The following is a 15,721-nucleotide window of genomic DNA, read 5'->3' as shown; positions in this document are numbered from 1 at the left end:
CTGTGACGATCGCGGCGTAGGAACCTTGATCATCCCAGGGCGGAGGCCATCACCCATGTCCGGACGACACACCGAGCGCGTCCACACCGGACTTCACACCAAGATCACAGACTTTGACGTTCCCCTGTACTCGACATCCAGCAGCTCCGCGAATATCGGCTCGTCTCCGGTCAGCGTCATTCCACTTCCAGGCTCGTAGTAGATCACATCATCGCTGTAAAGCCACTCTCTGCGGGCCTTCACCTCGGCAATGGCTTGTTCACGCGTGAGGGAGATATGACGTAGCGCCCATTCAGCAGCGCCGTCAGGCGAGAGAACTTCCGGCAGATCTGGTATCGGCGGATCGAACCGAAGAGCGAGGTAAGCCATTCCAAGCATCCACCTTCCTCCCAGACCGGGCCTGATACCACCGACATCGACAACCGTCGGGACAAACTCCGCACCAAATACAAATTCCGCCCTGCGCTGCCCCACAGGCATCGGACGAAAACTATTCAGGTTGCCTCGCAAAGTGTCATATGCTAGCCGACACCACAACGGCAGAGTGTGATCCGGAATACGGCGCATTATCCATTCGGCTCGCTGACCTGCGGGTAGCGATCGCATTTCACGAAGGTCAAGATCAATATCCATTTGGCATTCTTCCGAAATAGCCGATGATTGCGACCAGCGGCACCCTGATGCCACCTCGAGAACGATCTCCAGCGCTTGCGGCGCGAGATCAACGGAACCTCGATCGGGAGTAGGTCATCGAGCTTTCCCGAACCCCTCGCGGATCAACTCAACGCTACAATTCGCCTCGAATTTCCAGCCAGTCACGGACCTCGCGAGCGATCTCTTCTCGCTGGACATACGCGGAGATCCATTCAAGACCACCAAGGGCAAATTCGACATCCAACAACTCCGCGAACATCGCCTCTTTTCCTGTCAGCGACATTCCACTTCCAGGCACGTAGAAAACCTCATCACCGCTGCGATGCCACTCTCTGCGAGCCTCCGCCTCGGCAATCGCTTGCTCACGCGTGAAGGAGATATGACGTAGCGCCCATTCAGCAGCGCCGTCCGGCGAGAGAACCACCGGCATGTCTGGTATCGGCGGATCGAACCGAAGAGCGAGGTAAGCCAGTCCGAGCATCCACCTTCCTCCCATCCCAGGCTTGATACCACCGACATCGACGATCGTCGAGACAAACTCCGCAGCAAACGCAAATTCCTCACTGCGCTGACCCGCAGGCATCGCACGGAAAGAATTTAGATTGTCTTCCAGAACCACGAACACTGCTCGACACCACAACGGTGGAACACGATCCGAAAACCGACGCATCATCCAATCGGAGCGCCGCTCTGCGGGTATCGATCGCATTTCACGAAGGTCAAGATCAATATCCATTTCTCACATTCTTCCGAAATAGTTCTTGATTGCGGACAACGGCACCCTGATATCGGCTCGGGCAAACGCATCGCTTCCTTGATCGATAGACGAAGCAGCACACTGCGCACATTTTGGTGTGTAGTGACCGGTATGGTTGTCGAAGCTTCTCACTTTGCCGCCTACTTCGAAGGTGACCTGGCCGGCGCCGACAACGGGAGAACCACCGCTCGCGATCGTGTGGTGGATGCCACCCATGGCACGGACCATATTCAGATTTCCTCCCTGGCCCACCGTCCACAGGTAGTCTCCACCGTCTGCGATGGCCTTCCCGAACTCTGGCGAGCCGGCCGAGATCGGAGACACCCCGTTGAAGTCAGCGGCCATCTGCTCGAGCGGAAGCTCATCGGGATCTCCGTTGTGAAACACACCATCACCGCAGTTGTGAACAAGCACCGGTGTGGTGCCCGCCAGAACATGGTAGGTGTGGGCACCTTCGACGGTGAGGTCGTGGACCTTGCCGGTGCCGTGGTACTTGCGGACTGCTGTGGCCTGCACCCAGCTGCCAGACGAGGTTTGCAACCACGAACCGGCCTGCAGGTTGGCCAACGGCACCCATGCCCGAAGCTTTGGTTCCCACACCGGGTGCCAGTCCGTGCCGGTCAGCGTCGCCGTCTCGTCACCCGCGGCGCCGTCGGTATCGACAGTTACCTCGGTGCGTTCCGGTTCATCGTCATGCACCCAGGTCACGACCACCTTCCGAGCCACGACCCGGCCCGCCCCCTGGTCAGACGCCAGCACGGCGTCACCGAGTTCGACCCGCTCGATCGGTTTGCTCGACCCATCGGCCAACAGCACCCTCGTGCCCGGCGGGAAACTGTGTTTCACACACGACGGCGCCTTGGTCGGGAGCAGGTCGTTGAGCTTGTCCATACCCTTGCGGACCAGATCGTTGACCCTGTCACTCCACCTGGTCATCAACGCACGAGCAGCACTTACCCGATCTTCCCACTTGAGCGCCTTACGAACCGCATTGAACACCCGACCCGCCGACTTGAGCAGCTTGAGCACCCGCGCCCACGGAATGACCCCAGCACAAGCCACCAGGTTGAACTTCGTGAAACAATCACGCAGATCATTGAAACCAGTCAGGTCCCCGATGATATCGGGCAACTCCTCCTTAATGACATCCCAGAAACCCCTGTTCGACTGGGCATCCGCCTGCATCCGCCCACAGTCACCGCTGGAGAGCCCCATCTCGGCGCAAGCATTGGTCTTTGCGGTGTCGACCGTCCGGTCAATGGCTTTATTGCCGTTGTAGTAGTTCTTCATATTCTGGTCTTTTGCCGGCGTCCAGTCACGGCCGTTGGACCGATAGCGCCCTTCTTGGTCGACGATGTGGAACAGACCGGACGGGTCGCTGGAGGTCGCAGGCGCGTTGTTCGCATAGGCGTAGCCGTGGACCTGTTGGGGGTCACCGAAATCGAGGATCGGGTCGGCACTGACGAACCGGCCGGTGACTGGGTCGTACTCGCGGGCGCCGATCGAAACCAGCCCGGTGGCATCGTTGACACCACCGACGAATCCCTTGTCATCCGGCCAGAAACTCGGCGCGGTACCACGCCGCTCACCGAAGGGATCCATGTACCGGCGCGACACGTACAGATTCGACGCGGTGATCGACACCTCGTCGGTGCCGTGGTGGTCGGTGAGCACGTAGGTCAGCCCGGCCACGGTGGTCCGCATCGCCACGACGGAGCCGCCGTGTGAGTAGTACCGCTTTCCGGCCAGGGTCGCCGTGCTCTTGGTCAGCACCAGCTCCTGCCCGGGCAGGTACAGCGTGGTGGCGTGCGGCTCCTTCTTGAGCAGACGGTTGCCGCCCGCGTCATACAAGTACTCCGACTTCGTCCCGTCGGCCTCGGTCACCCCCGACACCCGGCCTTCCGGGGACCAGTCCAGGGTCTGGGTATCACCGCCGATGGTGCGGGTCTTGACGTTGCCCGCCGGGTCGTAGGTGAACTCGTCCAGCGAGTTCCCCGTCGGGCCGGTCCTGGTGACCGAGCTGACCGTGTGCGGCTGGACCGCGGTCGCGCCGGACGCCGGGACCGTGTAGGTCTCGGTGACATCACCGGACGCCGTGTGCTGCACCTGGGTTTTGCGGTTGCCGATCTTGTCGAACGTGAAGTCGTGCCAGTACGAGGCGGCGCCACCGAGGGTCGCCACCGACTTGGCCTGCGTGCAGTCACCGCTGCCCGGCGTCCACGCCGAGGTCATCCGGCGCAGCGAGTCGTAATCGAAGCACTGGACATCGGCCTTCCCGTTCTCCGGCCGGTTGTCGATCTTGGTGATGTTGCCCGCCTGGTCGTAGCCGAAGGTCCGGTTGGCAACCTGCGGCTGGACGGTCTTGTCGCGGCGGATCTCGAAGTTCGCCAGTCTCCGCGTGCCCTCCTCATAGGTGGCGTTCACCCACACCTTGTTCGGACTGGCCCCCAGCGTGACCCGCAACGACTCGCCGTACGGGGAGTACAGGTGCTCCGATGCGTAGGTGTTCTGACCGTGGGACTTCAGCGGCAGGCCGTCCTGGTCGTACTCGTGGACCACGGTCTCCTGCGCCAGCTCACCGACCTTCGGCAGCGTCTCCGACCGCAGCTGTCCGGTGACCGACGAGTAGCTCGTGCGGTAGGAGTAGGTGCCGGCGAGTTTGCCCTCGACAGGCGGGATCACCACCGAGACCGACGTGGGCCGCCCCAGGTTGTCGTACTGGTCCACCTTCTGCGTGTATTCGTGCCCGCCGACGTACCGGGTGGCCGAGGTCGGCAGGCCCTTGCGCAGCGTGTCGTAGGTCCACGTGGCGAGCTTGGTGTCGTCGCCGACCACCCCGTCGTACAGAGCGGTGGCCCTGCCGAGGTCGTCATAGGTGTACACCAGCTTCTCGTCACGCGCGTCCGTCGTGGACTCGAGCTGGTCGACCGCGTTGTAGCCGAACGTGGTTCTGCCGCGGTCGGGGTCGACGGCGACCTTCTTGCGGCCGAGCTGGTCGTACTCGTACCGCCACTGGTTGCCCTGCGCGTCCGTGACCCGGTCCGGCAGTCCCTTGGCGTTGTAGCGGTAGGTCATCGCGTCGTACGGCGCGTTGGCCGGGTAGACACCGTCGGCGCTGCGGGCGTGGTACTGGCGGCGCTCGACGATCCGGCCAAGCGCATCCTTGAACACCGCGGTCGGGGTGTCACCCTCCGGAGGAGTCGTGTAGGTGGTGTCACCGGCGTAGCGCGTCTTCGTGCGCGACACCTCGACGTCCAGGCGCTTGAAGATCGTCTCGAGCGGACGGCCGAGGTCGTCGAACACGGTGACCGTCTGGTTGGGCACCTCGTTGTCGAACGCCCCACTCAGGTCCTTCGACGGCGCGTTCGGGTTGAAGTAGCCGCCGTTGACCTTCGCCTGCAGGCCGCGGGAGTTGTAGAAGACGTCGCTGACGATCCGGCCGCCGCCGGAAGCCGGGGTCTGCGACTGGCGCAGCCGCAACAGCCCGTCGTAGAGGTCGTAGGAGACCGCGTAGGTCTCGTCCTCCTTCAGTGTCTTCGTGGTCACCACGGTCGGCGCGTCGAGCCGGTACTCGTAGGAGTACTCGGTCGTTGGCTTGGTCGGGTAGTCCGCCTTGGACCAGCCCGGCGCCCACACCCGGACCAGGCGGCCCAGCGGGTCGTACTCCAGGTCGGAGCGTTCCCGGTTGACCCCGACCTCGGTCACCGGCAGACCACGGATCGGGTCCAATGTGGACGTGCTGGTCCAGCCGACCCGGTTCTTGGTGGTGACCGTCGTGGGGTTACCGGTCGCCGGGGTGTAGGTGGTGATGGTCGTCTTGCCGTCGATGTCGGTGGACTGGGTGGTCCGCCCGTAGGCGTCGGTGACCTCGCCGGAGACTTTCTGGTAGGCCGTCCCGCCGGTCCAGCGGTTGGTGGCGGTCGGCACGCCCTTGGTCGGTGCCTGCCCGACGTCCTGGCCGTCGAACGCGGATGTCACGTCCGACACCACGTCGTCGGCGGTTCCCGGCAACGCACTGCACGGTTTGGCGATCGCGTGCACCTTCGAGGCGTAGTTGAGCATCCAGTCGCTCTCGTTACGCGCGTAGGTCGCCTCGGTGCACGCCTCGTCGCCGGTGACAGCGATGTCGCCGTCCTCGTTCACCGTCAGCGGTAAGCCCTCGCCGGTGAACGTCGTGGTCGAGCGGGTCTTGCGCCAGGTGCCGTTCTCTTGCAGCGTCCGCGCGACGACCGCCTTCGTGCCGACGATGTTCGCCGTGAACGTGCCGTCGCTGGCCGTCTGAATCACGTTCGGTGTGTTGACGTCCGCCGAGACCACGTGCCCGTTGCTGTACAGCAGCGTCTCCAGGGTGAAACCCTCCAGCGCCGGGATGTCCTCGATCCGGCCGCCGTCGCCGTCGGTGACCCACTCGTCATGCGGCCCGGCCGACCGGTGGTCGCCGTCCATGCCACGCAGATACCGCGTCTCGGACACGGTCCTCGGCTCGTTCGCGTCGCCAACGGTGGTGCGGACCCGGCCATAGCCACGCCACTCCGACCAGGTGCGGTCCTTGGCCTCCCCGTCGATGTTGTCGTCGTAGTGCCAGGCCCCGCCGTCGAGGTAGTCGTAGTGCGTCTTCGACAGCGACGGCCCTCCGGTGCGGGAGTCCTCGACCACGTCCGTGACCACGTACTTGTGGAACCAGTCCTCGATCGGGTCCTGGGCGCCCTGCGGGGTCCACCAGGTCGGATAGCAGCGCAGCGTGTTCGTCTCGCGATTGGGCATGGTGCCGGTCCGGGAACACTCGTGCTCGGCGTAGGTCACCTCGGTGACCGCGCCCGCCACCCCGTCGATCCGGGTGATCCGGTACCGGGTGAGCGGCAGCAGGGTGTCGACCGTGTCCACCCTGTTGTCCATCGGCAGGCCGCTGAACCGGATCTCGGGCAGGCTCGCGGTCCCGCCGACGTGTCCGGTGCGGGTGATCCCGGCCAGCCACAGGGCTCTCGGTTCCCCGTCGCCGGTCGGCGGCAGGGTGTGGCGCAGTGTCCACGAGTCGACGTTGCGGTGTTCGCCGCTGGTGTAGGCCTGCGTCGCCGCCTTGACGAGCTTCGACCGGGAGAAGAACGCGGGCGAGTACCGGCTGGTGCAGTCTTCGCCGGAGTTGCAGATGCGGTCGGTCGGCACGTCGCACGTGGTGTCCCCGGCAGTGCAGCGGGCGGCGGGCTGGAACACGACACGGGCCGGTGCGGTGGCGTACAGGGCGTCGGAGCGCAGGCCGTACTCGACGCGCGCCAGCTTGCCCGCCGCCACGTACTGGGTGTTGACGCCCTGGACCCCGCCACGCTTGTAGTAGTTGAACTCCTTGTCGTAGTAGTACGACATGGCGTTGTCGAGCGGGTCGATCACCAGGTCGACGTTCCATCGGTAGGCCTGTGTGCAGGCGGAGTCCGCGAACGCGGGCTTGTAGCACGGCTCGCCGGCGTGGTTGCCGTACACCGGCACGGTAAACACCGACTGGGTCTCGGCCTTGCCGCTCGTCCACCCGGGGAGGCGATTGCGGCCGAGGAAGTACTGCGTGCCGTCGGGTGAGGTGATCTTCCAGTACTCGCCGTTGTCGTCCCCGTTGCCGGTCGCGGTGTCCGCCAGCTTCTCGAGCCGGGAGCCGTCGTCTCGTTCCGGGCGCCACCCGTCGCCGTCCTTGACGAGCTTGCCGGAGATGCCGGCGATGGAAACCCGGTAACGCTCGTTCTTCCAGCACAGGTCACCGGTCTGCAAGTCCCCCTGGTTGCCGTCCTCGTCATCGGCACACGAGGTGTAAGTGCGCTCGATGAACCCGCCCGCCGACAGGTCCCAGCCGTCGCCGACCCAGGACGCCTGGCTGTTCGTCGACGAGGTCCGGCCGTCAAGGCTGCCCGAGGCATAGCCGAACGACACCTGTGGCGCCAGCCCACCCGGCACGGGCGGCATGGACAGTGGGACCGAGTAGGTGAAGTCACCGCTGGACCCGCCCGCCGTCCAGGAACCGGACGGCGCCAGGTCGGTCGCGGCGTATGTGCCGCCGGAACCGGCGTCGCCCGCCTGTACCGCCAGGACCGTCCCGGCGTCGGTCTTGCCCGCCGGGGCCATGGTGATCTCGGCGCTCACCGTGCGGTTGCCCGCGTGGTTGGTGGAGGGCAACGGTGTCGCATCGAGGCATTCCGCCCGCTCCGGCGTGGTGAGCACGCATGCCGGGTACCGCGCCAGGTACAGACGCGACCCGTAGTCACCGCCATAGGCTTGCCCGAATCCGGCGTAGTCGACCTCGACCGACACCTTGCCGCCAGCCGCGCCAGTAACCCGCAGGAGCGTGCCGGGCACGTTCGCCTTCTTTGCGGCCGCCTGGCCGAACGTTTCGACCGTGACCGCCGCGGGCGCCGCCGCCGTGGTGGCAGTCTCGCCCGCGCGCCCGACCCGCACCGGCAGGTCGCCTGCCCGCTGGTACTCCACTCCGCGCCGCGCGGTCGCCGCCGGAAGGTCCACTTCGGACTTCGCGGCGGCAGGCCACCGCACTGGTGTGGACGGGCCGGGCTTCGGCATCCCGCCACGATCCGTGGGCGGCACCTCGATCGGGTGCATCGGCACCCGACGCTCCTGTTGCGCCGCGGGTGCCCGGTCCGGCTCGGGCCTGGGCTCGGCGGCCGCGCCCTGGACGATCGACGCCGACAGGGCCACAACCCACACGATGGTGACGGCTCGTACCACAGGTCTGGGCAGTCGCATGACAATCCCCTCAGTTCCGCGAAGGTCGTTACTGCCAGGGCAGCTGGAGCAGACAGATTGGTGCGTTGTCGCAGGCATCCGGCAACACACCGGAGAAGACGCGGACGTCCCGGATCGCGCCGTTCCAGTGGTTGGACGGGACGCCGTAGTAGGTGAGCCGACCGATCTGCAGATCGCGTCCGCTGTCCCACATGGACAGGCCGGAGCCGGCGTTGGGATCCTTGGCCCACGTCGTCGTGCTGGTCGGAACCGTGGACTGCCGCACCCCGTTGACATACAACCGCAGCTGTTTCGCGGGCCCGTCGTAGACGGCGGCGAGATGCACCCAGCCGTTCGTGTCGGCGTAGCTGCTCGCCTCGTTGTCGCTGAGCACACGGATGAACTGGCGGCTGTCTCCCGCCTCGGCGCCGACCACCGCCTCGACCACCCAGCGCCGCCACTCCGGGCGGTAGGCGATGGTCAGCGGTGAATACCTGTCCGCGCCAAGGGAAAACGCCATCCGGGCGGCGGTGTCGTAGGCGGCGGGCCGGACCCAGCCTGCGACGGTGAACGACCGGTCGGTGCGGAACTCGGTTGGCCTGGGCACGGTGATGTCGCTGCCAAGGTTCCACAGGCCGTTCGCATCGCCCGCGGTCAGTGCCCGGCCATACAGCCGGACCTCGTCGAGCGCACCAGGGAAGAACTCCGCACCGACGCCGTTCTTGATCGCCCGCCCGAACGTGAGGTACCCGGTCGACACCCATGCCGTGGTGTACGAGGCCTCGCCTTCGAGGTGACCGTTCACGTACAACCTGGCCTTGCCCGCCGCCACATCGACGACTCCGAGTAGATGCGTCCAGTGCCCGGGCAACGGCGGCAAGGTCGACACCGCGTGCCGCGGGTTCAGGCCGCCCGGTTCGGTCACGGTCAACGCCCAGCGATTCAGGTCGCCCGCATATCGCAGCTGGAACGGGACGGTGGCGCCGTTCTGGGTGGCCACGGTGTAGGAGCGGGTGTCCGCCCGGTCGGGCTTGACCCACGCCGACACCGAGTAGCTGCCCGAGGTGTCGGCCAGTGGCTGTGCTGCGGTCAGGTACTGGTCAACGCCGTTGAGCACGACGCCCTGGCCAAGGCGGCCGGTGGTGTAGGTGGCCGCGGTCGCCCCGGACGCGTTCCGGTGTGTCAGCGTCCAGCCGTTGCCGGATGCGTCGGTCAGTCCACCGTTCAGCTCCCACCGGGCGAGTGGTCCGGCACCACTGACCGTGCCGGTGTGCTCGGTGCCGCTGCTGGTGAAGTTTCCTGACGCGGCCCCATAGTTCTGCCCAAGAGTGACGCTCGCACCATAGAGCGAGGCGTCCGCGCCGGAGACCGAGTCGTGGGCGGCACGACCGCTGGTCTCGTCGAGCCGATAGCGGGCCCGCTCCACCACCAGGTTCGCCAGGTCGGCCACCTCACGGGCGGTCAGCGCGCCGTCGTAGGCATCGACCTCGTCCAGAGAACCCTTGAACACGCCGGTCCGGCCGCCGAGGTACTTCGCCTGACCGACCACGAACGCCCCTTTGGCGTCGATGGTCGAGGCCAGATCCTTCTCCGCCTCCAGGACACCGTTGACGTACAGGAGCAGCTTGTGCTGGGTCACGTCGTGCACGGCGGCGAGATGGGTCCACACCCCGACCTGGGGCACGGTCTTGCCGATGGCCCACTGGACCGTGTCGGCGTCACTGTCCACAGTGGGCATACCGAAGATCCACCGGTCCACGTCGGGCGCATACCGCAGGATGAACCCGCTGATCCGCGTACCGTCCTGGCTGGCGACGTGATAGTGCGCCGCCTTGTCGGCCAGCTTCACCCACGCCGCCACCGAGTAGCTGCCCGTGGTGTGCACCACCTGCCCCCGCGACTCCGCCCACCCCTGAGTCGTCGGGCCGCTGTTCAGGGCCCGCCCGGAGTAACCCGGGCCGTAGGTCATCGAGCCTTTGGGCACGAGGTCGTAGTCGGCGCCGGAGTTCACGAGGTTGCCCTCGAACCGGTACTCCACCGTCGGGTTCGCCGTGGCGGTGCCCGCGTGCAGTGCGGTCACCTCGGTGGCGGTCAATGCCCGCGGGTATGCCCGCACGGAGTCGATCGCACCGGGAAAGTACTGGATCCGCTTGCCGTCGGACGCGGCCGCGCCGACAGTGAAACGCCCGGTGGCGTTCCATGGTGTTGGCGCGGCCCCGCCCTCACTTTCGAGGCCGTTGACGTAGAGGCGGACTCTGTTCGTCGCCGGGTCGTACACGCCGACGAGGTGTGTCCACGCACCCAGCACCGGCGGACCCGCGGAGGCCGCGTAATACCACTGGACCTCCTCGACCTGGTCCTTGTCGGGCATCATGAACGTCCACCGGTCAAGTTCCTTGTGATAGGCCAGGTAGAAGCCGGACACCACGTCGCCGTCCTGCGCGGCGACGGTGAAGCTGTGGTCGTTCCGGGTGAGTTTCGCCCACGCCGACACGGTGAAGCCGGTGTCGGTGCGGACGAGTGCGTCCTTCGCCTCGTAGAACTCCTCGCGGTCCGGGTCGAGCACGACGCCCTGGCCCTGGTGGCCGGTGCCGTAGACGGCCCCGGACGGAGGGCCCTGGTAGGTCAGGTCCTTCGCGGCCGCGCTGTCCTTCGGCGAGTCCTCCAGGGACCAATGGGCGACCTTGCCCGAGACGCCAACCTGGTAATCCGACACGATCACGTGATATTCGACGACGGCGGACCGGTTGCCCGCCCGGTCGACCGCCCGCACGCTCAACGTCCGCGAACCGGACAACGTCGGGTTGAACGGCAACGTCACCAACCCGTTCGACGCCGACGGCGTCAGCTTCGTCGCAGGCTCACCGCCCTCTTCCGTGAACCCGTACAAGTAGTAGGCAGTGTCGTTCGTGGCCGTGCTCGCGGTGATCGTGAACGTGCCCGCCTGTCCCACACCACCCGCCGGCCTGCCGTCCGGATACTGCAACGACCGCACGGCCGGCGTCCCCGGCACGACCGTGTCCACCTGGAACTCACATACCCCCGACCAGGCGCTGCGCTCGCCGTCCGAGGCCCACAGGTTCCAGCTGTAGACGGCGTCGTCGGACATCACGCCGGACGGCACCCGGATCTCGGCATACGAACCGGACGGAACACCGGAGTCGACGGTCTCGTTCTTGTCCCACGTGTGACTACCCGCCGTTCCCCGGTACACCCGGAAACCGGCATTCAGTGAGCCTCCGTCCGGATCGGACACCCGCGCCCGTAGCTGAGGCGTCCTGCTGGCGACGAACGGGCGTGCGGCGCCAACGGCACACGGGATCGCGTCAGCCGCGTTCGGGCCCCACCCATCGACACCCATCCGGTCCGGCACGTTGGGCCGCGAGTTGTACTTCGCGACCAGATAAGGGTTCAGACCGAACCGCCGCCACGAGGAGTCGTTGCTCTCGCTGCTTCCACTCAACATGAACGTCGTCTCGCCGAACCCCGCGGTCACCGCGTCCGCGACTCCGCCCGTTGCCACGAGCTCCATGCCCCCCGCACTGGGGCAGTACCGGGCGTTGTTCGTCACGTTCTTCGAATCCAACCAGCGGTATACGTCAGGCTGATCGCTCCACGTGGTGTTCTGACTCATCGCCCGGACGAACGCCAACCTCGTGTCGGTCGCCCCGCCGCACTGCGCGGAATGAACGACCGTGACGTGCATCGTCGCCTCCTTGACAACCTTGCCGAGCAGCTGGGAGGTGTTGAAGCTGATGAACGTGCGGTTGATGCCCGGGCAGTCACCCGGCTCACACCAGAAGCCGGCCTTCAGGTCGCCGAAGACCCCGTCGGTGCGGTCGAAATTGTGGGCGGTGGGGAACATCGACTGCACCACATTGTGGTGGGTCTTGACACACGACGTGCAGTGGTACGACGGGTCGAGATAGACCGGATAGACGGTGCTCGAAGCGGTCAGGAACCCCTGATCCGGCACGATCGTCAGCGTCGAACCGGTGACCTCGACTCCCATCGTCGCGGTGCGCAGCCCCTCTCCGGTCCCGCGCGACCGATCGGCGTCCGTGGCGTCCCCCGACGAGTCCCACATGCGCGACGCGTCACCCGTGAACACCACCTGCCCGGTCGGATCGGTCGCCGCCAGCCGGCCATCCGGAGTGGCCGACACCGTGACGCCCCGGTTATGCGAGGCGAACGTGACCCGCTGAAGCCGCGGATCACGAGCGGCCTGCGGCGTCTTGACCACAAGCACCTGCGAGAACCCCGTCCCATCGGCGGTGACCCTCAGGTCCACTCCGGACAACACCTCCGCGTAGATCGCGGTGGCCCCGGAAATCGTCGGCGCAGGCAACTCCCCCAGCCACCCGAGACCCACCTCGAGCTCCCCGAGACCCACAGACACGAAGGGGTCCCCTGGCTCGCCCTCCGACAACTCAAGATCAACGGCCGTCGCTTTCGGCCTGATCGCGCCGTCCGCCGAACGGTCCAAACTGGAGTCGATATCAGTCCAGCCGCCGGATCGCCTCACCCGCACCGGCCTCGTATAGCTGGTCGAGGTGAACGTGCCGTCCGGGTTGGCCCACACCTCCGTCGTCTCTGTCGTCGCGGACTCAACCAGCACCGGCTCATCCGCCGCCCGAGCAGCCGCAACCGCCGCGGCCTCACTCGACGCCGAGTCCGGCACCGGCTCCGCCACGGCAGGCGTCACCAACGACAACCCGACCATCACAGCCACGACCACCGCCACGGCACGGCGCACCACAGCGTTACCGCACAGCACAAACCACGCGCGTGAGCATCCCGCGCGCGCCGAAAGTCGACGCATTGTCGGCGAACCCCCAGTGAGGCCAGCGTATGTCCCCCGACATCACACGACCCAATGAACCGAACAAACAATCGCCCACACAACACCCCCCGCCAAGACACCAAAAGGACTAATCCACTGAGGCCAGACGCCCACAGACAGTCGACATCAGTACCTGAGAACACAGTCCGGAGCGTTACGTGACGACCGACACGCGCATGAGGCCCGCACGTCCGGCTCAAGCGTCCGGTCTTCATCGAGCGGCCGTCCGAACAACACGGTGGCCGCGACGACTCACTCGCCCCAACGCAAGGGTGATTTCGATGCCCGTCAGACGGCACACCGCAAACAGTGGGTGCCCGTTGGGGCTCCACGGCGGCGACCCGACACCGGCCACCGCTGTGCCCCCCGTCACGCTCATCAGTTCAGTCAGAACCGTGCGGCGTGCGGATGCCTGACGTGCGGAAAGTGGATGTGGCCGAAAGTCGGCGATTTCTGGGCCTGCTGGACGGTCACCTTCGGTAGGATGTCCGCCACTGAGAGGGACCTGTGCTGGAGGCTGGGTGAGTTCGGACGGGTTTGAAGTCGATCTTGGCGCGCTTGGTGCGGCACGGGACCAGGTCGGCCGGATTGCCGCGGAGTTGTCCGAGCCGCAGCGTGTCGTCCCGAGTGCCGACGTGTTCGGCCATGGTCGGCTGGCCAAGGCGGTCAACGAGTTTGCCGCCAAGGAGGAGGTCGGCGTGTCGGGGCTGGCTGGGGAGGCGGAGTCGATCCGAAGCAGGCTTGCCGAGACGATCAGGACCTATCGAGATGCCGACGAGGACAGCGCCGGCCGGCTGGGGAGCATTGCGTAAATGGGTTCGAAGACCCTCAAGGATCTGGTTCCTGGTGACCCGCGCGAGATCTGGCTGCTCGCCGATTCCTACAACCGGATGGCCCGCCGCTGCGAGGAGGTCGGCAGTGGCTTCTGTGCGGTGGACGACGGCGGCTGGCGTGGCCGGGCCGCGGAGGCGTTTCAGACGCGGTTCGAGCGACAGCCCAGGCGCTTTCGAGCCATGGCCGACTCCTATGGCCACGTCGCGGTTGCGCTGGACACCTACGCTTCGGTCCTCTCCTGGGCGCAGCGGCAGGCCGGTGAGGTGGCCGCGCTGGACGACAACGAAGATTCGCGGCCCACCCCGCCGCAGCATGAGAAGCCCGCGCTGACAGCGGCCCAGCAGGCGGAGATCACCGGCGTCATCACCGGGACCGACGCGCCCGCACCGGAACCTGTTCGTGTTGACCAGCGGGCACTGGCACTCAGCACCTACCGCCGGGCGCTCGCCATGCTCGACACCGTGGGTAACGAGTCCGCGGCCGCGATCAGGCTCGCTACCGAGTTGATACCCACCCCCGCGCCTGCGCTTCCCACCGTCACCACGACGTCGCCGCCGACGCCGCCGGATCAACCCGCCACGTCGGCCGCCGATCTGGTCGTACGTACTGTGTTGCCCGCGCCGACGCCCCCGGCATGGGCTGGTCCCTCGACGCGTGACGACCTCCAGGCCTGGGCATCCGCCATCACGGAGATCCGCAAACGGCTGCGCTGGGACGGTCTGAACCGACTGTCGCCGCGGCTGTCCCAGCACCTCTTCGAAGGCCACTACCGACCGGGCAAAGATGTGAACACCGGCTACCACCACCGTGAAGGCGGCATCGATCGCGGCGTGCTGCGCGTCGTCGAGATCATCGACGGGCCGGACACGCACGGCGTCTACGTTGCCCAGGTGCGTGGCCCGCGCACCCTGGCGGTCACGACGAAGAAGAGCACGTTCTTCCCCGACTCGTGGTCGCGCGCCGAGGTCCTCTACGCCGTGCGCCACGTTTTCCTCGACGCCATGCGGAACAAGGAAAAGAACTATGATCCGGCTAGACGCCGGTTCCGTGGGGTATACCGAGGTGTGCGGATTCAAGGCGATCTCAAAACGATGCCGCCGAACCCAGGCTGTGCGACATCGTGACGGCATACCCACGCGGCGTGCGGAAACAGCGGAAACGTTCATGAACAAGGCGACGACCCAGATCCACTTCGCCGTCGTCGACAACGAGCTGGAGGTGTCCGCACCCCCCGCGCTGGCACCCGTCACCGACTTCTTCGAGACCGAGATAGGCACCAGTGACACCATGCTCGACCTGATCGAGCACCACGTCCGCCACGACCAAACCTGGCGGTTCACCGGCGACACCTGCCACCTAAGTCTCGACGCCGAAACAGTCACCATCGAGCACAACTACACCGGCGCCAGCACCAACCTCACCCGCACCGACCTCAAAGCCCTGCTCACCAACCTCCGCGACATCCTCGCCGAGAGCGACGGCTGAAGGCGCATTCACCGGGGCACATCGGACGACGTCGCTATCCTGATCTCGTGATGCCTGAGCCACCCGTCCTGCTACGACTTGCCAGGAACGCGGAAGCGCAACCCATGCGGGTACCGGAAGGTCGCTATGACTACATCCGTTCCCAGGGTCGCTATCGCAACTCGCGCGTTCACCTGAGCAGGGATGGGTCGCTCTCGCCCATCGACAGTGAGGTGGTGCTGGCGGAGCGGGAACTGTGGATCACGTCAGGCGGCGCGGGACGCATTGTTGAGACGCATACGGGAGAAAAGGGCAGCACCAGCCGGACCTGCGTTCCACAGATCAGGTTGCTGACTGGTCGGTGAAAACAGTGGTTGAGCTGCGGGAACGACTGTTTGCCCGGTGACGGGGCGTGTCACTAGGTGGTGGTGTCGTGGCTGGTCAGGGGGTCG

General features: G+C 66.1%; 7 protein-coding genes. 3 read left to right on the top strand and 4 right to left on the bottom strand.

Translation table 11 applies throughout. The features are described from left to right. Positions 1–93: 93 nt before the first annotated feature. The 4 genes from WBA97_RS08210 to WBA97_RS08195 all read right to left on the bottom strand — a co-directional run bounded on the left by WBA97_RS08210 (position 94) and on the right by WBA97_RS08195 (position 12,527). The gene (locus WBA97_RS08210) at positions 94–480 is read right to left on the bottom strand and encodes a hypothetical protein (RefSeq protein WP_424230117.1); all 387 of its coding nucleotides are present in this window, start codon (positions 478–480) and stop codon (positions 94–96) included. Positions 481–787: 307 nt separating this feature from the next. Continuing rightward, complete coding sequence (locus WBA97_RS08205) at positions 788–1,390, bottom strand: hypothetical protein (RefSeq protein ID WP_424230116.1); 603 nt, start codon at positions 1,388–1,390, stop codon at positions 788–790. A gap of 3 nt (positions 1,391–1,393) precedes the next feature. Then, positions 1,394–8,149 carry an RHS repeat-associated core domain-containing protein gene (locus WBA97_RS08200; protein WP_424230115.1) on the bottom strand — a complete coding sequence of 2,252 codons (6,756 nt, stop codon included), beginning with the start codon at positions 8,147–8,149 and terminating at the stop codon, positions 1,394–1,396. Positions 8,150–8,177: 28 nt separating this feature from the next. Then, positions 8,178–12,527, bottom strand: coding sequence for a LamG domain-containing protein (locus tag WBA97_RS08195; RefSeq protein ID WP_424230114.1), 4,350 nt, complete (start codon positions 12,525–12,527; stop codon positions 8,178–8,180). A 965-nt stretch (positions 12,528–13,492) separates the two neighbouring features. Between WBA97_RS08195 and WBA97_RS08190 the strand changes: the two genes are divergently transcribed. From WBA97_RS08190 to WBA97_RS08180, 3 genes are read left to right on the top strand one after another with little or no spacing between them, the layout of a single operon-like run. Beyond that, positions 13,493–13,783, top strand: a complete 291-nt coding sequence (locus tag WBA97_RS08190) for a hypothetical protein (protein WP_424230113.1) — start codon at positions 13,493–13,495, stop codon at positions 13,781–13,783. Then, on the top strand, positions 13,784–14,929 hold the full coding sequence (locus WBA97_RS08185) for a putative T7SS-secreted protein (protein WP_424230112.1): 1,146 nt from the start codon (positions 13,784–13,786) through the stop codon (positions 14,927–14,929). It begins immediately after the preceding gene. Between the two features lie 40 nt (positions 14,930–14,969). Next, the gene (locus WBA97_RS08180; RefSeq protein ID WP_424230111.1) at positions 14,970–15,290 is read left to right on the top strand and encodes a hypothetical protein; all 321 of its coding nucleotides are present in this window, start codon (positions 14,970–14,972) and stop codon (positions 15,288–15,290) included. The last annotated feature ends 431 nt before the right edge of the window (positions 15,291–15,721 follow it).

Origin of the sequence: Actinophytocola sp., from assembly GCF_049647105.1 — a bacterium.
In the GTDB taxonomy this organism is placed as follows: Bacteria; Actinomycetota; Actinomycetes; order Mycobacteriales; family Pseudonocardiaceae; genus Actinophytocola.
This window is presented reverse-complemented; position numbering and strand designations above follow the sequence as displayed.